The sequence below is a fragment of the Rathayibacter tritici genome (genome assembly GCF_001641005.1).
Classification (GTDB): Bacteria; Actinomycetota; Actinomycetes; order Actinomycetales; family Microbacteriaceae; genus Rathayibacter; species Rathayibacter tritici.
Genome location: NZ_CP015515.1, coordinates 2,977,664 through 2,993,780, shown reverse-complemented (window position 1 = coordinate 2,993,780; position 16,117 = coordinate 2,977,664). Strand labels below are relative to the sequence as shown.

The following is a 16,117-nucleotide window of genomic DNA, read 5'->3' as shown; positions in this document are numbered from 1 at the left end:
CACGAGAACGCCGCCTCCCTCAGGGGAGACGGCGTTCGAACGCGATGAGGTGCTGTCGCAGCGGCGGGGCTCAGCGTTGCGAGGGGACCTGACGGTAGCCGTCGCGGCTGGCGACGAGCACCGTCGACACCGTGCCCCATGCGGCGAGGCCACTGAGGACGACGAGGAGTGCGATGCTCATGAGTGTTCTGCCTTTCGTTGCGGCGGCTTCTGATCCATCCGCCGGGTTGCTGGGTATAGCGTCCATTCTCCGGCGACGTGTTCCGTAGAACAATCGACGAGTTCTTGCCCTGACGTGTAGTTTTTCTACCGTGTAGTGTCTCCTCATGGACGTGCGACGGATGGAACTGCTCCGCGAGCTCTCGATGCGCCGCTCGATCACCGCGGTAGCGGAGGCGACGCACCGCACCCCCTCCGCGGTCTCGCAGCAGCTCAAAGTGCTTGAGCGCGAGGCCGGTGTGCCGCTGATCGAGCGCTCCGGCCGGGGCGTCGTGCTCACGGCGGCGGGACGGGAGCTCGCGCGCAGCGCCACCGAGATTGCGATCGCGCTCGAGCGGGCCGACGCGGTCTGGCAGACATTCACGAACAACCCGATCGGCGAGGTCACGATCGCGACGTTCCCGACGGCGGGCCAGATGCTCCTCCCGAACGCGCTGGTCGCGCTGCGCAGCGTCGAGGGGCTGGTCGTGCAGTGCGAGGACGCCGACCCCGGCACCGACGAGTTCGCCGACCTGACCGCCGACGTCGACATCGTGCTCGCGCACTCGCCCACTGGACGCAGCGCCTGGGCCGGCCGCGGTCTCGCGATGGCCGAGCTCATGATCGAGCCGCTCGATATCGGGCTCCCCGCGGGCCACCGCCTCGCCGACCGCGCGACGGTCACCGCGGCCGACCTCGTCGGCGAGACCTGGATCGGCGTCCCCGACGGGTTCCCGTTCGAGCGGGTGATGCAGGACATCGAGACCGCGTCGGGTGAGGCGGTGCGGGTGGAGCAGCGCTTCGCGTCGACCCGAGTGACGGAGGCATTCGTCGCGGCGGGCCTGGGTATCGCGGTGCTGCCGCGGTACACGGCGGGCGGCGCCGGAGTGGTGGTGAAGCCCCTCCGCGGGGTGAACTCGGTGCGACACATCGTGGCGCTGATGCGGCCGGACCGGGCGGAGCGGCTCTCGGTCCGCACTGTCGTCCGCGAGCTGCGCGCGCAGGCCGGCCGGCTCGTGCACGCGCTCTGAGCGATCACGGTGCCGTGCCGTCTCCGACGCGGGAGAGAATGGACGCATGAGCGATCCCGCCGGCCCCGAGGTCACCCGCGAAGAGGTCGACGTCCGCCGCTCCCCGCGCGTCTGGCGCATCCTGGCCCTCGGCGTCGGTCTCGGAGCGATTGCGGCCTTCGTGCTGAGCTTCGCGCTGCCCGAGACGCAGGGCTTCTCGCGCGGGCAGGTCTTCGGATTCAGTCTGTTGCTCTTCGTGACGGTGTTCGGGGCCCTGGCCGGGCTCGTCGTGGTGCTGCTCGACCGGGTCGTCGGCCGCACGGTCGTCCGGAGGACCGCCGAACGAATCATCGAGCGCGAGGAGCGCGAAGCGGATCAGGTCGAGGTCGAGCCCCCCGTCGATGAGGGCGACGAGCCGACCGCCATCGAGCGGACCTAGCCCGCAGTCGCCCGACCTGTGTCGCCTCGGTTCACTCTCGCGAACGGGATCGGAGCGTCAGCGTCGCCGACGCGACGAGGAGCGGCGGCTGCCGGCGCTGGTCGTCGGGCGCTTGGCCGCGGCGCGCTTGGCTTTCTGCGCCGTCGAGATCCGCTTGGCGATGAAAGTGAGCAGGAACGGCAGGATTCGGTAGATCACGGGGTCTCCTCGGGTGAGTGCGCGCGGGGCCGCGCACGTTCCGATCATGGAGCGGCCAGTCGATCCGTGGGACCCGTTGCGCCGCGGAGTGCGCTGTGCAGAGCTTCCGCAGGAAGCGCCTCAGCTCAGCTGCGTGCGCTCCACCCAGTCGAGGTACTCCGGTGTGACGGTGCCGGTGATGTACTCGCCCGTGAAGCAGCTGGTCTCGAGGTCGGTGACGTCCGAGCCCTCGAGAATCGCGGCCTTCATGTCGGCGACCTCCTGATAGATCAGCTGGTCGGCGCCGATCGCCTCGGAGATTTCCGGGATGCGGCGGTTGTGCGCGACCAGCTCCTGGCGCGAGGGCATGTTGATCCCGTAGACGTGCGGGTAGCGCACGGGGGGAGCGGCGGAGGCGAAGGTGACCGTGTTCGCGCCGGCCGCGCGCGCCATCTCGACGATCTCCTTCGACGTGGTGCCGCGCACAATCGAGTCGTCGACGATCAGCACGTTCTTGCCCTGGAACTCGCTCGACATCGCGTTGAGCTTCTGCCGCACCGACTTCTTGCGGACCGCCTGCCCCGGCATGATGAACGTCCGGCCGACGTAGCGATTCTTGTAGAAGCCCTCCCGGTACGCGATCCCGAGCTTCTGCGCGACCTGCATCGCGGCGGGGCGGGAGGAGTCGGGGATCGGCATGACAACGTCGATCGCTCCGCCCGGGGTGTACTGAGCGATGGTGTCGGCGAGGCGGTCGCCCAGGCGCAGGCGCGCCTCGTAGACCGAGATTCCTGACATCACGGAGTCGGGGCGGGCGAGGTAGACGTACTCGAACGAGCACGGAATAAGGCGCGGGTCCTTCGCGCACTGACGGCTGGCCATCTGGCCGTCGGGCGTGATGAAGACCGCCTCACCCGGAGCGACATCGCGGACGATCTCGAAGCCCTGCGCCTCGAGCACCAGCGACTCGGAGGCGACGATCCAGTCGTCCGGAGCGCCCGTGTTGCTGCGGCGGCCGACGATGAGCGGGCGGATCCCGAACGGGTCGCGGAACGCGAGCAGACCGACTCCGGCGATCAGCGCGATGGTCGCGTAGGAACCCTCGACGCGCTCGTGCACCCGGGCGACCGCGTCGAAGACCTCGTCGGCGTCGAGGTCGCGGCCCGACATCGAGGCCTGGAGCTCGTTGGCGAGCACGTTCACCAGCAGCTCCGTGTCGGAGGTGGTGTTGAGGTGGCGACGGTCGACCCGGAAGAGTTCCTCGGTGAGTTCACGGGTATTCGTGAGGTTGCCGTTGTGGACGAGGATGATGCCGTACGGCGCGTTCACATAGAACGGCTGCGCCTCCTCCTCGCGCTCGGCGTTGCCCTTCGTCGCGTAGCGGACGTGCCCGAGGCCCATCGTGCCGAGCAGCGAGCGCATGTCGCGGGTGCGGAACGCCTCGCGGACCTGCCCCGCTGCCTTCTTGATGTGCAGGGTGCTGCCGTCGGCGGTCGCGATGCCGGTCGAGTCCTGGCCGCGGTGCTGCAGGAGGGAGAGGCTGTCGTAGATGGACTGGTTGACCGGTCCGGAGGACACGATCCCAACGATTCCGCACATGCCGGAGGGGCTCCCAAGGGGATAGCAGGGGGGTTTGACGGTCCATCCTGGCACGCGGGGCACGCATCCCCTAATGGTTCGCCGTGGGCGGATCCGTGGCTGAGCGGGGCCGCGGCGGGGTGCGGACCGGCGGATCGGCCGAGTAGTCGCGGCATGGCCCGAGCCGGAGCGACCAGGCGATTTCACGGGCGAGCTGCCCCGACTCCGTGAAGAGCCGCACCTGGTGCGTGTCGGCGAGAGCGGCCGCGAGCTCGTCGCGGTCGGCGGGCGCGAATCCGAGCGACCGCCAGAACGGGCCGGAGCGGCGCGAGAAGAGCCAGGCGCGGCGGGCTCCGCTCCAGGCGGCATCGGCGAGCGCATGCCGGGCAAGGCGTCTCCCCGCCCCGCTGCCGCGACGGTCGACGGCCACGGCGACGCTCCGGATCAACGCGTGACGGCCGTCGGCGCTCGGCTCCCAGCCGGTGCTGCCGACGGTGCGGCCGCGCGCGTCGCGCTCGAGCCAGAGGCGCACCGAGGGCGAATCGAGCCCGGCCAGGGTGAGGTCGGCCTCGGCCAGGAAAGCACGCACCTCGTCGACGTCCGCCGGTCCCACGCGCTGCAGCTGCATGCCTCCGATCCTGGCGCAGGCGGTGACGGATCGCCCCGAGGCGGCGCGTGACGGCCGGTGCCGAAGCGGAGCACCCGTCGGAGGAGGGGACTGCGTGCCGTGGCGGGCGAGGGCAGTCGGTAGGGTCGTCGCGTGAGTGATGAGACGAGCAGCTACGCCCGCGCCGGAGTCGACACGGCGGCGGGGGATCTCGCCGTCGAGCTGATGAAGTCGGCGGTGTCGGCGACCCACGACAACCGGGTTCTCGGCGGGGTGGGCGGATTCGCGGGCCTGTACGACGTTTCCTTCCTCCGCGACTTCCGTGCGCCGCTCTTGGCGACCTCGACCGACGGCGTCGGCACCAAGGTCGCGCTGGCGCAGGCGATCGACAAGCACGACACCATCGGGCAGGACCTCGTGGGCATGGTCGTCGACGACATCGTCGTGGTCGGCGCGCGCCCCTTCTTCATGACCGACTACATCGCCTGCGGCAGGGTCGTCCCGACCCGGATCTCGGACATCGTCGCGGGGATCGCGCGCGCCTGCTCCGAGACCGGCACCGCCCTCGTCGGCGGCGAGACGGCCGAGCACCCGGGTCTGCTCGGGCCAGACGACTACGACGTTGCGGGCGCCGCGGTCGGCGCGGTTGAGGCGGATCAGGTGCGCGGCGCCGATCGCGTGCGCGACGGCGACGTCGTGGTGGCGATGGCCTCCTCCGGACTGCACTCGAACGGCTACTCGCTCGTGCGCCACATCCTCGCCGAGCGCGGCATCGGCTTCACCGACCGCTCGGAAGAGCTCGGCGGTGTGGTCGGCGAGGTGCTGCTCGAGCCGACTCGGCTCTACACCCGCCCCCTGCTGGACCTCCTCGACGACGCCGAACTCGGCCCGGCGGTCCACGCGATCAGCCACGTCACCGGAGGCGGGATCGCCGCGAACCTCGCCCGCGTGCTGCCGCGCGGCTCCTGGGTCGAGGTGGAGCGCGCGAGCTGGAGCCCGTCCGAGGTGTTCCGGGCGCTCGCCGGGATGTCGGGCGCGACACTCGAGAGCACCGAGGGCACCTGGAATCTGGGCATCGGAATGGTCGCGGTGGTCGCGGCCGACGCTGCCGAGGGCGTGATCGCGAGCCTCGAGCGCTCGGGCGTGCCGTCCTGGACGGCCGGCCGCGTCTCGACGGCGGCGCGCGGATTTGACGGTTTCGAGCAGGGCGCGAAGGGCGTCGACGGCGGCGCGGTCCGGCTGGTCGGGTCGTACGCGGGCTGATCGCCGGAGCCCGGGCTCGCGGAACCGCGTCCGGCTCGCAGGATCCAGCCCCTCTGGCGAGCCGGAGGCGATCCGACGAGCCGGAGGGTCGGTGCGCTCAGCGGCGCAGGGTCTCGCTCGGGAGCTCGCCGAACCGGACCGCGTAGTGCTGGGCGAAGCGCCCGCCGCTGATGAATCCCCAGCGGGCGGCCACCTCGCCGACCACGAGCTCACCCGCCGAACCGGCCGCGAGCTCCTCGTGCGCCCGATCGAGGCGGACACAGCGCAGGTAGTGCCGTGGGGTCTGGGAGAAGGCGCGCTGGAACGCCAGCTGCACGCCGCGCACGGTGAGCCCGGCGGCGTCGGCGATGTCGGCCACTCCGAGCGGCAGGTCCGCATTGGCCTGCACGAACTCGACGGCCTGACGCAGGCGCCGGGCGCTCACCGAGGGCGGGGCGGCGGGCAGCGGGGCGATGCGGTGGGTGAAGGTCTGCAGCGCGGCCAGTGCGGCGACGCGGGCGACCTCGTCGCGTTGCAGCACGGTCGGTGCGTGGGCGGTGGCGAGAGTGTCGCGGAGGAGACGGATCGCCGCCCACCAGGTGGTGGTGTCGTGAGCCACGGGCGCGAACCGGAGCGGTCCGGGCTCGGTGCCGTGCAGCTCGGCGGCGATCGTCTCGAGATGGGCGGCCTCGAAGTGCACGAGTGCGTCGCGGTACTCAAGAGCCTCGAAGCCGAACGGCCGGCCGCTCGGAAACATCGCCGGGCGCCCGACGACGAGTCGGTGCTCGTCGCGCCCCAGATCGAGGGAGGCGCGCCCCGCGGTCAGCCAGAGGGCCACGTAGACCTCGCTCGGGGAGACTGTGCCGCGCACCCGACCCAGGAAGGATGCGGAGTGAAGGCTGACCGGCCCCGGCCCGGTCGTCGTGTAGCGGAAAGCGAACGGCGCGACCGTCCGCTCGGCCCGGAATCCGGAGCCGTTGTACGAGCCGGCGTAGAACTCCCGCGCCTCCTCGAGGTCGCTCCCACGACGCTCCGACTGCCACACGGGCAGCCGTACGGGCGGGGAGACACTCATTCGATCAGTCTCTCAGCGACCACCGACATTCGTTCCTTCCTGCAGGAAAGCGGGAGAACGTGCTCAGCGCAGCACGCCGCGCTCCAGGCGGAACAGAGGAAGCGCGGCCACCGTGGCGGTTTCCACGATCGCTCCGGAGGGAACTAACGCCTCGACCTCCGCCTCCGAGAACCACTGCTGCTGCGTGTCCTGCTCGCTCGCCGCGCGCTCGTGCTCGCCGTGCGTGAGTGCCTCAGCGAGGACCACGTCGACGGACTGCGCGACGAATCCGTACGCCTCCACGAGTCGGCCCAGGTGCGTGAGGCGTCCGGCCCGCAGGCCCGCCTCTGCGAGCGAAGCGGCACCGCCACGAGGGAGCGGCCCCTATTCACGGGAGGAGTCAGGCACGCTTCTGGTGCGGCTCCTCGAGGAGATCCGTGTCGTCGCCGTCGTCCTCGGCGTCGATCCACTTCGAGTAGTCCGGCTCGTCCGGGTGGCTGAGCTCGCGCTCGAGCGCGCTGTAATCGACCGCCGGGCTGAACGACTTCAGCTCACGGGCGATCTTGGTGTTCTTCGCCTTTTGACGGCCGCGCCCCATGGGTGACCCCCTCACGATGACAGGCCAGACGGGCAGGGAGCCGGCTGGGAAAAGAGCAGACAGGGAAAGTTGAAATCTACGCGGTAGTTTAGCAGACAGGGGACCCGCCACCCCGGGCGCCGATCCGTCGGACGGCCGCCCATCCTCGACCGGGTCAGGAGCACCGTGGACAGTGTCGCCCCACCGCGCCTCGTCGTGGTGATCGGCGCGGGCCAGGCGGGCCTGTCGGTGGCATATTACCTGCGCCGGCTGGGCCTGGTTCCCGGCCGCGACCTGGTCGTCCTGGATCGCGGGCCCGAGCCGGGAGGTGCGTGGCAGTTCCGCTGGAAGGCGCTGCGACTCGGCTCCGCACACCGCGTGCACGACCTCCCCGGCATGGAGCGGATGGGCCTGTCGTTCCAGACGGCTGACCGTCGGCGCCCGGCGCGCGACGTGGTCCGCGAGTACTACGGACGCTACGAGCATGAACTCGGGCTTGAGGTCCGCCGTCCCGAAGTTGTGCGGCGCGTCACCAGCGCCACATCGCGCGACACGCGGTCGCCACTGCTCGTCGAGACCGACCGCACGATCGAGCGCGCGCACCTCCTCGTCAACGCCACGGGCACCTGGGGCTCGCCCTTCATCCCGCACTACCCCGGGCGCGAGCGCTTCCGCGGTGTGCAGATCGATCCGACCGAGTACGTCCGCGCGGAGGACTTCGCCGGGCAGCAGGTGCTCGTGGTCGGCGGCGGCACCTCGGCGATCGGGTTCTTGCTGGAGTTGGAACGGGTGGCGCGTTCGCTGACCTGGGCGACGCGGCGCCCGGTCGTCTACGGCGACGGCGAGCAGCTCGCGATGGAGTCGGCGGTGGACGCGGTGGCCGAGCAGGACCGTGCGGCGCGCGCTGGCCTGCCCCTCCCGAGCATCGTCGGTGGTACCGGGGTGCAGCGCACCCGACGGGTGGTCGCGGGTCTTGAGCGCGGGGTACTGCGCGAGCGCGGCATGTTCTCGGCGATCGAGGCGGACGGCGTCCGCTGGCCGGACGGCTCCTTCACGCGCGCCGACGTCATCATCTGGGCGACCGGCTTCCGGCCGGAGCTGCGCCACCTCGCTCCGCTCGGGCTGCGGGAGCGCGAGGGTGGCATCGCGGTCGCCGACGGCGCCTCGCTGACCGACCCGCGCGTCTTTTTCGCCGGCTACGGCCCGACGGCTTCGACCATCGGAGCGAGCCGCTCGGGCCGGCGCATCGCGCGCGCGGTCGTGGCGCGCTTGCCCTGAGGGGCCGCTCGTTCGCAACCGAGGCTCAGAAACGCCGCGAACGGGCATTGTGAGCGTTCCTGACCTCGGTTGCGAACCCCGGGTGGCGACTACTTCGCGAGGAACGCCAGGACCACGCGGTTCCACTCCTCGGGGTGGCTCACCGTCACCCCGTGCGGCGCTCCGTTCACCACGTGCAGCTCGGATCCAGGGATCGCCGCGTGTGTCCGCGCGCCGGAGCCCTCGAACGGGACAGTGGCGTCACCGTCGCCGTGGATGACGAGCGTCGGGACCGACACGTTCGGCAGGTCCTCGCGGAAGTCCGTGGTCGCGAAGGCCGTCATGCAGGCCAGAGCCGCGTGCTTGGACGACTGCTTCGCGAGCGCGAGCGCCTCCTGGCGCTGCTCCTGCGTCACCTTCAGCACGCCGTCGACCGAGAAGAAGTCGGTGGTGAACTGGTCGTAGAAGTCGTCCTCGCTCTTGGTGAGGCCCGCGGTCATCTGCGCGGCCTGCGCCTTCTCGAGTGGGCCGTCGGGGTTGTCGTCGGTCTTCATCAGGTACGGCGGGACGGCCGAGGCGAAGACCACGCTGTGCAGGCGCTCGGCGCCGTACGTCGTGAAGTAGCGGGCGACCTCGCCGCCGCCCATCGAGAAACCGACCAGAGTGACGTCCTGCAGGTCGAGTTCGGTGAGCAGGGTGTGCAGGTCCTCGGTGAGCGTGTCGTAGTCGTAGCCGGTGAGCGGCTTGTCGCTGCGTCCGAAGCCGCGGCGGTCGTAGGTGACGACGCGGTAGCCGGCCTCGACGAACGCGGGCACCTGCTCCTTCCACGACTCGCCCGACAGGGGCCAGCCGTGGATGAGGACGACGGGGCGCCCCGATCCGCCGGTGTCATCGACATGCAGGTCGGTGTCCTTGAAGAGTCCGTGATGGGCGGTGATGTCGGTCATGGCCAGTGCTCCTTCCGGCGCCGTCGGTCGGCGTCACTCGATGTTCGAGGACGCCTGCCGCGGTGGATGGTCGCGCCGGGGAGGGTTGACAGCCGGACTCAGCCCGCGAGTACCGCGGCCGCGAGGCCCTGCAGAGCGGTCCGCACTCCGTCGTCGACGGGGAGGCCGGCGTCGAGCAGAGCGTTCGCTGCCGCCAGCAGCACGGGCACCGCGGGGGAACAGGAGACGCTGAGCCCGGCGGTGCAGCCGGCGGCGCCCGCGGGCCGCACCACGAGGACGAGCCGCGAGCTGGGCGCGCTCGTACTGATCGTCCCTGCCGATGCCGCTGACAGGGCTGCGACGCTCCCGCGCCGGACGGTGGCCCGCTCCTGGCCGCACGCCACGGTGAACGCCCCCTCGAGCGGGAGCAGGAGCACGCGCGACGACGACTCGGTGTCGGCGGTCGGCTGGAAGCGGATCGTCCCCGCCGTGTGCCAGAGGCGTCGGAGGAGCACTCCGTCGGCCGAGGTCTCGTGCCCGACGAGGGTGAAGGCCGGGTCGGCGTCGGCCTCGCCGCCGCGTTCCTTCAGCCAGTGCTGTGCGGCGGCGCCGTGGAGCGGCATGGAACGGGTCAGCGGATCGGTCACTGCGGCGGCTCCCAGGGTACGGCGGCGGAAAGAATCGACCGCGACGTGAGGAAGAATCATCCTAGGAGTCGGAAGTGTCGACGTCGTGAGATGGCGCGTCCTCGCGCACAAATGCCGCCCCGGCCGCGCTGAGCGCGGCGCCGAGGCGGCATCCGAGGGATCGTGCGGCTACTGGAATCCGCCGCCGCGGTCCTCCGGGTCCTCGATCGGATCGGAGTCGGAAGCGTCGATGGCGTACGTCACGTGGACCGCCTCGCCGACCTCCTTCGCGGTGACGGCGGTGTAGACGAGGTGCGTCTCCTGGCCGTCGACGGCGGCGTAGACGTCGACCTCCTTTTCGTAGCCCCCCTCGGTGCTGACACGGTTCTCGGTCTGGCCGTCGAACGGCCCGCCCTGGAAGAAGGCGAGGTAGCTCTCGCCCTCGGCGAGTGCGCGGATGTCGTTGCTCATGTCCCCAGGTCTACCATCCGGCGAGCGCTGCCCGCGCGGCCTTGCCTTCGGCGGGCGGAGCAGGGCAGGGCGGTGCGCGGGGCGGCAGCACGACGGGAGCGGCCGGCGCGCCTTCGTGGAATGCCGAGAACATAGGATGGCCGGGATGACGATCGGACGCCGCCTCTTCCTCACGGGAACCGTCACCGGAGTCGGGTTCCTGGCCCTCGCGGGCTGCACGCCGTCACGTCCGAGGCCGACCCGCTCCGTTACGAAGGCGCCCGTGCCGACGCCCAGCGCGACCACCGTCCCCGCGCCGGCCGCCTTCGTGCGCTCAGCCTGGGGGAGCGACCCGTACGCACTCGGCTCCGTCTCCTACCTGCCGGTCGGCGCAACTGCGCAGCACCGCGCCGACCTCGCCGGCTCCGTCCTCGACCGGCTGTTCCTCGCGGGCGAGGCCACCGATACCCAGGCGCCGGGCACGCTCCAGGGCGCCTGGAACTCCGGGGTTCGCGCGGCCGCCGAGATCAGCACCGTCGCCGACGAGGGTGAGCGCATCGCGATCGTCGGGGCGGGACTCGCCGGGGCTGTCGCCGCACGGCGACTGACCGACTCGGGCTTCGATGTGACCGTGGTGGAGGCGCGCGACCGCACCGGCGGGCGTATCGCGACCTCGACTCCCGACGGCTGGCCGATCGCCGTCGAGGCCGGCGCCTGGGCCCTCACCGACGCGGGCGCCGCCCTGCTCGAGGGCGTCGCGGACGCCGGAATCGCCACCACGGCGGTCGATCTGATCGGCATCCGCTCGACCGGCATCGACGGCTCGACCCTGAACACCGGCACGACCGGTGCGGACGCGCTGACCCGTGCACTCGAGTGGGGAGCGGAGCAGCCGGAGGACCTGTCGCTCGCCGAGGCGTTCGCCGGCTCCGGAGCGCCCGACCCGGCCGAGCCGGGCTCCGGCGACGGCGATGACGCCCGCGTGGCCGCGCACCTCGCCGGCACAACCGCGCTGCGCACCGGTGCGGCTCCCGAAGAGCTGTCGTCCTGGTTCGGGCTGGGCGACGCGTCCGCCGTCTCCACAGCCTCGAGTGCGGAGGAGCTGACCGGCCTCGGCGACGCGCTCCTGACCGACGGGCTCGCGCCCCTGGTCGAGACGCTGCTCGCGGGCGTCGAGGTCTCGCTGCGCGCCGCGGTGAGCGGGATCGGCTACACGGAGACGGGCGTCAGCGTCCGCCTCGGCACCGGCGAATCGTTCACGGCCGACCGGGTGCTGGTGACGGTGCCGATCGGGGTGCTGAAGACCGACGCGATCGCCTTCGATCCGCCGCTCCCCTTCGCGCAGCGCGCGGCCGTCGCCGCCCTCGGCTCGGGCATCGTCGAGACGCTCTGGCTGCGCTTCGACGACGCGTTCTGGGATACGGACGCGGCGGCGCGGTGGTCGCTCGTCGGCTCCGAGGCGGGGATCACCGAATGGTTGAACCTCCAGCCGTCGACCGGCGAGGCGGTGCTCGTCGGCCTGGTCGGAGCGGATCAGGCTCGGTCGCTGCAGGAACTCAGCGACGACGAGCTGGTCACCGTCGCGCAGTCGGCGCTCGAGCCGTTCGCCGTCGTGCCCGGCTGAGGTGTTCCCGGCCGACGTGCTCCCGGCCGAGGTGGCCCCGGCCCGCCTGCCGCCGGAGCCTCGCGAACGGCCCCCGCCGCTCCGACTCGCGCGCGGCCCCGGGCGGGCGCACCCGGCTGAGGGCGAGGACGACCGCGGCGATGCCCGAGATCAGGCCCAGCACGACCACGTCGTAGAGCACGAACATCACGGGCCCGTCGACCTGCGCGGGGTCGAGGAAGAAGTAGGGATACCAGCCGACCAGCGCGCCCCGGACCAGCGTGATGACGCCCCAGACGATCGGGAAGCCGAGGACGGTCAGTGCTCCCCGCCACGCGATCGGGCGGCGGACGGGGTCGAGGATCCAGTCGAGGATCGCGAGCGTCGGGATCACGAAGTGCAGCAGGGCACTCGACCAGGGCACATCGACGCGGACGCCGCGGTTGTTCGCCTCGACCGCGATCAGGCCGAAGACGATCCCCGACACGACCATGTACGTGAGCACGAGGGCCCGCACCGTGCTGAGCCAGCCCGGCTCTCGCTCCTGCGCGAGGGCCACCAGGCCGGACAGGGTCAGCACGACGACTGCAGCCATAGTCGACTGCGTCGTGAAGTAGGCGAAGAAGTTGTCGATCTGGAACGCGCGGAAGCCCAGCGTGTAGAAGAAGTCGCCGATGAGCGCGCTCGCACCCAGCGCGGCGAGGGCCAGACGGAAGATCGCGAACGCCTTCCGCACTTCCGCTCCGATCCGCCGCTGAGCCCGGACGGCCGGACCACCGTGCAATTCTACGGTTGTCGTTCTTCGGGCTCCTCGATCGCGCCGCTCCGACGGGCGCGGGAGGCGGGCTTCCTTGACACTCGGGCGAGCAGTGAGCTCCCACACGAGGATCTTCTCTGCCGCACTCGGAATCGGCACAGCAGTCAGGTAGGCAGGGGAAAGATCCTGTCACCGAGCACGTGCCGATCGCGTCTTACCGATCGATGATGGCGACCGGTGCAGGTCGGACGTCAGTGGTCTCGATCACCGTCTCGTCGTTCCCCAGGATGATGTCCACCTGCGACGTCGTCCCCAGCGGGCCAGCGAAACTGAAGATCGCCTCCTCCGGGACGATCTGACCCCCGTGAAGGGTCAGTTCGAACGGATAGTCGCCGCCCTTTTTATCTCGAAGGGCCACCGACCTTCCCGAGAGTACCGACGTGCCGGACGAAGCAGGCCGGCGTCGAGAGCGTAGGGAGGGGCGTACGAGCAAGCGGATGTCTCGCCTGCGGCGACCGCCCCCGAGCGGGGGCTGCGGCGGTCGGAATCGCAGGGGCCCGGCTCGGACCGGTGACGCACTCTTCGCGGCCGCGGACCGCGCCGGTCGTGCTGCCGCCGGGATAGCGTGCGCGTCATACCTTTCACGCTGAGCCATGCCGTCGTCGCGCTCGCGGTCTCGAACGGTCGGATCCCCGCCGCCGCGGTGGCGGTCGGCGCGATGATGCCGGACATTGGGATGTATTTTCCGATCGGTGTCGCACGCGAGTCGAGCCACTCCCTCCTGGGCGTTGTCACGGTCGACCTGCTGCTCGGCCGCCGGAGTCGTCATCGGAGCGGGCAGCCACGTGGTGTGGGACGGCGTCACCCATCGAGGCGGCCTCCTCGTCTCGGCGATTCCGGTGCTGCAGCAGCAGCTCGGGCCCTTCCGCGGCTACGGGTGGTCGCAGTACGCGAGCGGCGTGCTCGGCTGCTCGGCCTCCGGATCGGCGCGTGGTCTGGTACGTCGGCAGGCGTCCGCGGTCGCTGGACCCGGACGGCCGACAGTCCGTGCGGATCGCGGCGGCGGCGATCGTGCTCGCGGCCGCGGTGCTGCAGGCAGGGATCGTGCTCGCTGGGGCGGGTGTTGACCCGCTCGACGCCGCTTCCGGTGCGCAGGTGGTGCGGGCGTCGATCCTGCTCGTGGCCGGAGGCGGAGGGGCGGTGGTCGCGGTCGCCGCGGTCTGGTGGCTGACCGGCCTCGGCGCCGTCGGTTGAGGCGGAAGCGGTCCCCTGAAGGGAGCACGGGCATCCGCCGTGAGGAGGATGCGCGAGTGCATAGCCTGCCGATAGCGTCGGACACGGCCCGTTGGGGCGGGCCGCCTTCGGGGGAAGGCAGCAAGGGGAAATCGGGGGCCCGCGGCTGACGCCGCGGGCCCTCTACCCTTTTGGTGGGGGGCGCGGCCTCAGCGCTGCTTCGAGCGCGGACGATTCGCCGCGGCCGGACGCTGCGGGATGCGCGGGGCTCCCTCGCCGGCGGCGCCCTGCGGGAGCGATGACGCGGGCGGGATCGGCCGACGGGTTACCGGTCGCACCGGCTCGCCTCGACGCGACTGCCCGGGGATCGGCCGAGAGCGGCGCCCGTAGATCAGCTCGGAGGAGTCGAGCAGCCACGGGACCAGCGCCACCGTCACTCCGTGCACGAGCAGCAGCTTCTGGCGGATCCGCCTCGACTTGTGGTTGTGCAGGAACGCCTCCCACCAGTGCCCGACGATGTACTGCGGCATGTAGACCGTGGTGATTTCGGAGCCGTGCTCGAGGCGGTGCGCCTTGATGTACTTGATGAGCGGATAGGAGATGTCGCGATAGGGCGAAGCGACGCAGCGCAGCGGCACCTCGATGTCCATTCGCGCCCAGTCGGCCTTGAGCTGCGCGGTCTGCGCGTCGTCGATGGAGGAGTGCACCGCTTCCAGCGTCTCGTGCCGCGCCGCGATGGCGTAGTCGAGCGCCTTCAGGGTGGGCTTGTTCATCCGGCCTACGAGGACGATCGCGTGGTCGCCGTTCGCACCGAAGGTCGTGGTCGGGTCGACCTCGATCTCCTTCTCGACGTCGCGGTAGTAGCGGTAGACGCCGGCCATCAGGAAGCCGAGGATCGGCATCACCAGGTAGACGAGCCAGGCCCCGTGGGTGAACTTCGTGATCGTGACGACCACAAGCACCGCGAAGGTCAGAGTCGCGCCGAACAGGTTGATACCCAGGCTCGTGTAGACGGTGCGCGAGCCTTCGCCGTTGCGGATCATCCGCATCCAGTGCTTGACCATGCCCGACTGCCCGAGCGTGAACGACACGAAGACGCCGATGATGTAGAGCTGCACGAGGCTCGTGAGCGAGGCCTGGTAGACGAGCAGGATGATCGCGGCCACGAGCGCCAGGATGATCACTCCGTTGGAGTAGATCAGGCGGTCGCCGCGCGTGTTCAGCGACTTGGGCGCGTAGCCGTCGCGGGCCAGGACCGAACCCAGCAGCGGGAAGCCGTTGAAGGCAGTGTTCGCGGCCAGGAGCAGGACGGCGGCGGTCGCCGCCTGGATGATGAAGAACAGGATCGTGTTATTGCCGAAGGTGGCCGCGGCCACCTGCGCGATCACCGAGCGCTGCGGAGTGGTGGCGCAGTCGGCGAAGCCTACGAGGTGGCAGGCGTTCTCGGCGTAGTGCACGTTGGAGAGCAGTGCGAGCGCGGTGAGGCCGACGAAGAGCACGATCGCGATCGTCCCCATCGCGACGAGCGTGCGCTGCGCGTTCTTGACTTTCGGCGCCCGGAACGCGGGCACCCCGTTCGAGATCGCCTCGACGCCGGTGAGCGCCGCGCAGCCGCTGGCGAAGGAGCGCAGCAGCAGGAGCACTACGGCCGCCTGCGTGAGCTGCTCGCCCTGCACGGTGAAGCCCGCCGACTCCGCCACCGGGGTGTCGCCGACGACAGTGCGGATCAGGCCGACCACGACCATCGCGAAGACGCTCGCGACGAACAAGTAGGTCGGGATCGCGAAGGCGCGGCTCGACTCCGAGACGCCGCGAAGGTTCACAGCCGCGAGCAGCACCACGAAGAGGATGGCCAGCTCGACCCGCAACGGCGCCAGCTCGGGGACCGCCGAGATGATGTTGTCGACTCCGGAGGCGACCGACACGGCCACGGTAAGCACGTAGTCCACGAGCAGTGCGGACGCGACCGTGAGGCCCGCCGTTTCGCCCAGATTGGTGCGGGCGACCTCGTAGTCGCCGCCTCCGGACGGGTAGGCCCGAATCAGCTGGCGATAGCTCAGCACCACCACGACGAGCAGCACGACCACGCAGGCGGCGACCCAGGGCGCGAAGGTGAGGAAGGAGAGCCCGCCGAGCAGCAGGATCATCAGCAGCTCCTGCGGCGCGTAGGCCACGGAGGAGAGCGGGTCGCTGGCGAAGATGGGAAGCGCGAGCCGCTTCTGCAGCAGCTGCCCCTCGAGCTTGTCGCTCGGGAGCGGCTCGCCGATGAAGAAGTGCTTCGCGGTGCGCAGCTCGGTCGCGTCGGTCGGTGATCCGTCCGCGGCGGACGGGGGACCCTCGTGTGTCACGAGCGACGACACTACTCCGTTGCACGGGGGCAGTC

Annotated in this window: 18 protein-coding genes and 1 pseudogene; 7 read left to right on the top strand and 12 right to left on the bottom strand. The window is 70.9% G+C overall.

Annotated features, from left to right (window positions below):
* The first annotated feature begins 326 nt into the window (after nt 1–326).
* Together A6122_RS13605 and A6122_RS13600 are read left to right on the top strand one after the other, a co-directional pair.
* Complete coding sequence (locus A6122_RS13605; protein WP_068255951.1) at nt 327–1,229, top strand: LysR family transcriptional regulator; 903 nt, start codon at nt 327–329, stop codon at nt 1,227–1,229.
* Nucleotides 1,230–1,275: 46 nt separating this feature from the next.
* Nucleotides 1,276–1,647 carry a hypothetical protein gene (locus A6122_RS13600; protein ID WP_068255950.1) on the top strand — a complete coding sequence of 124 codons (372 nt, stop codon included), beginning with the start codon at nt 1,276–1,278 and terminating at the stop codon, nt 1,645–1,647.
* A gap of 57 nt (nt 1,648–1,704) precedes the next feature.
* On the opposite strand, the gene A6122_RS16755 is transcribed toward A6122_RS13600, so the two are convergent.
* The 3 genes from A6122_RS16755 to A6122_RS13590 form a co-directional block, all read right to left on the bottom strand.
* Nucleotides 1,705–1,845 (bottom strand): hypothetical protein, encoded by a 141-nt coding sequence (locus tag A6122_RS16755; RefSeq protein ID WP_157593822.1) that lies wholly within the window; start codon nt 1,843–1,845, stop codon nt 1,705–1,707.
* A gap of 120 nt (nt 1,846–1,965) precedes the next feature.
* The gene (purF, locus tag A6122_RS13595; protein WP_068255949.1) at nt 1,966–3,423 is read right to left on the bottom strand and encodes an amidophosphoribosyltransferase; all 1,458 of its coding nucleotides are present in this window, start codon (nt 3,421–3,423) and stop codon (nt 1,966–1,968) included.
* A 70-nt stretch (nt 3,424–3,493) separates the two neighbouring features.
* Nucleotides 3,494–4,030: a GNAT family N-acetyltransferase gene (locus A6122_RS13590; protein WP_068255948.1), complete on the bottom strand. Its 537-nt coding sequence runs from the start codon at nt 4,028–4,030 to the stop codon at nt 3,494–3,496.
* A gap of 132 nt (nt 4,031–4,162) precedes the next feature.
* Here A6122_RS13590 and purM point away from each other — a divergent pair, with 132 nt between their 5' ends.
* The gene (gene purM, locus A6122_RS13585; protein WP_068255945.1) at nt 4,163–5,272 is read left to right on the top strand and encodes a phosphoribosylformylglycinamidine cyclo-ligase; all 1,110 of its coding nucleotides are present in this window, start codon (nt 4,163–4,165) and stop codon (nt 5,270–5,272) included.
* Nucleotides 5,273–5,369: 97 nt separating this feature from the next.
* Here purM and A6122_RS13580 read toward each other — a convergent pair whose 3' ends face one another.
* From A6122_RS13580 to A6122_RS13570, 3 genes are all read right to left on the bottom strand, one after another.
* On the bottom strand, nt 5,370–6,326 hold the full coding sequence (locus tag A6122_RS13580) for an AraC family transcriptional regulator (RefSeq protein ID WP_068255943.1): 957 nt from the start codon (nt 6,324–6,326) through the stop codon (nt 5,370–5,372).
* Nucleotides 6,327–6,389: 63 nt separating this feature from the next.
* Complete coding sequence (locus A6122_RS13575) at nt 6,390–6,608, bottom strand: NUDIX hydrolase (RefSeq protein ID WP_068255940.1); 219 nt, start codon at nt 6,606–6,608, stop codon at nt 6,390–6,392.
* Between the two features lie 97 nt (nt 6,609–6,705).
* Nucleotides 6,706–6,903, bottom strand: coding sequence for a DUF3073 domain-containing protein (locus A6122_RS13570; RefSeq protein ID WP_068255939.1), 198 nt, complete (start codon nt 6,901–6,903; stop codon nt 6,706–6,708).
* A 165-nt stretch (nt 6,904–7,068) separates the two neighbouring features.
* Here A6122_RS13570 and A6122_RS13565 point away from each other — a divergent pair, with 165 nt between their 5' ends.
* The gene (locus A6122_RS13565) at nt 7,069–8,160 is read left to right on the top strand and encodes an FAD-dependent oxidoreductase (protein ID WP_068255937.1); all 1,092 of its coding nucleotides are present in this window, start codon (nt 7,069–7,071) and stop codon (nt 8,158–8,160) included.
* A gap of 89 nt (nt 8,161–8,249) precedes the next feature.
* On the opposite strand, the gene A6122_RS13560 is transcribed toward A6122_RS13565, so the two are convergent.
* The 3 genes from A6122_RS13560 to A6122_RS13550 form a co-directional block, all read right to left on the bottom strand.
* Nucleotides 8,250–9,086, bottom strand: coding sequence for an alpha/beta fold hydrolase (locus A6122_RS13560; protein ID WP_068255934.1), 837 nt, complete (start codon nt 9,084–9,086; stop codon nt 8,250–8,252).
* Between the two features lie 98 nt (nt 9,087–9,184).
* Nucleotides 9,185–9,772 carry a hypothetical protein gene (locus A6122_RS13555; RefSeq protein WP_068255932.1) on the bottom strand — a complete coding sequence of 196 codons (588 nt, stop codon included), beginning with the start codon at nt 9,770–9,772 and terminating at the stop codon, nt 9,185–9,187.
* 108 nt (nt 9,773–9,880) lie between these two features.
* Nucleotides 9,881–10,162: a hypothetical protein gene (locus A6122_RS13550; RefSeq protein ID WP_068255931.1), complete on the bottom strand. Its 282-nt coding sequence runs from the start codon at nt 10,160–10,162 to the stop codon at nt 9,881–9,883.
* 145 nt (nt 10,163–10,307) lie between these two features.
* On the opposite strand from A6122_RS13550, the gene A6122_RS13545 reads away from it, so the two are divergent.
* The gene (locus tag A6122_RS13545) at nt 10,308–11,765 is read left to right on the top strand and encodes a flavin monoamine oxidase family protein (RefSeq protein WP_068255928.1); all 1,458 of its coding nucleotides are present in this window, start codon (nt 10,308–10,310) and stop codon (nt 11,763–11,765) included.
* Here the strand turns inward: A6122_RS13545 and A6122_RS13540 are convergent.
* Both A6122_RS13540 and A6122_RS13535 read right to left on the bottom strand, forming a co-directional pair.
* A complete protein-coding gene (locus A6122_RS13540) occupies nt 11,716–12,480 on the bottom strand; it encodes a Pr6Pr family membrane protein (protein WP_068255926.1) in 765 nt (254 codons plus the stop codon). The genes A6122_RS13545 and A6122_RS13540 overlap by 50 nt on opposite strands.
* A 235-nt stretch (nt 12,481–12,715) precedes the next feature.
* The gene (locus tag A6122_RS13535; RefSeq protein ID WP_068255923.1) at nt 12,716–12,919 is read right to left on the bottom strand and encodes a hypothetical protein; all 204 of its coding nucleotides are present in this window, start codon (nt 12,917–12,919) and stop codon (nt 12,716–12,718) included.
* Nucleotides 12,920–13,126: 207 nt separating this feature from the next.
* On the opposite strand from A6122_RS13535, the pseudogene A6122_RS17775 reads away from it, so the two are divergent.
* A pseudogene (locus tag A6122_RS17775) lies at nt 13,127–13,466 on the top strand (DUF4184 family protein); the annotation flags it as partial.
* A 25-nt stretch (nt 13,467–13,491) separates the two neighbouring features.
* Nucleotides 13,492–13,755 (top strand): hypothetical protein, encoded by a 264-nt coding sequence (locus A6122_RS17405; protein WP_068255919.1) that lies wholly within the window; start codon nt 13,492–13,494, stop codon nt 13,753–13,755.
* Nucleotides 13,756–13,943: 188 nt separating this feature from the next.
* Here the strand turns inward: A6122_RS17405 and A6122_RS13525 are convergent, their stop codons facing one another.
* Nucleotides 13,944–16,082: an APC family permease gene (locus A6122_RS13525; protein WP_373408459.1), complete on the bottom strand. Its 2,139-nt coding sequence runs from the start codon at nt 16,080–16,082 to the stop codon at nt 13,944–13,946.
* Between the last annotated feature and the right edge of the window lie 35 nt (nt 16,083–16,117).

What these genes read in the sequence shown, in the direction of transcription:
- purF (WP_068255949.1), bottom strand. Translation starts at nt 3,423, where the DNA reads ATGTGCGGAATCGTTGGGATCGTGTCCTCCGGACCGGTCAACCAGTCC.
- A6122_RS13555 (WP_068255932.1), bottom strand. Translation starts at nt 9,772, where the DNA reads ATGATTCTTCCTCACGTCGCGGTCGATTCTTTCCGCCGCCGTACCCTG.
- A6122_RS13560 (WP_068255934.1), bottom strand. Translation starts at nt 9,086, where the DNA reads ATGACCGACATCACCGCCCATCACGGACTCTTCAAGGACACCGACCTG.
- A6122_RS13550 (WP_068255931.1), bottom strand. Translation starts at nt 10,162, where the DNA reads ATGAGCAACGACATCCGCGCACTCGCCGAGGGCGAGAGCTACCTCGCC.
- A6122_RS13570 (WP_068255939.1), bottom strand. Translation starts at nt 6,903, where the DNA reads ATGGGGCGCGGCCGTCAAAAGGCGAAGAACACCAAGATCGCCCGTGAG.
- A6122_RS13545 (WP_068255928.1), top strand. Translation starts at nt 10,308, where the DNA reads ATGACGATCGGACGCCGCCTCTTCCTCACGGGAACCGTCACCGGAGTC.
- A6122_RS13590 (WP_068255948.1), bottom strand. Translation starts at nt 4,030, where the DNA reads ATGCAGCTGCAGCGCGTGGGACCGGCGGACGTCGACGAGGTGCGTGCT.
- A6122_RS13600 (WP_068255950.1), top strand. Translation starts at nt 1,276, where the DNA reads ATGAGCGATCCCGCCGGCCCCGAGGTCACCCGCGAAGAGGTCGACGTC.
- A6122_RS13605 (WP_068255951.1), top strand. Translation starts at nt 327, where the DNA reads ATGGACGTGCGACGGATGGAACTGCTCCGCGAGCTCTCGATGCGCCGC.
- A6122_RS13580 (WP_068255943.1), bottom strand. Translation starts at nt 6,326, where the DNA reads ATGAGTGTCTCCCCGCCCGTACGGCTGCCCGTGTGGCAGTCGGAGCGT.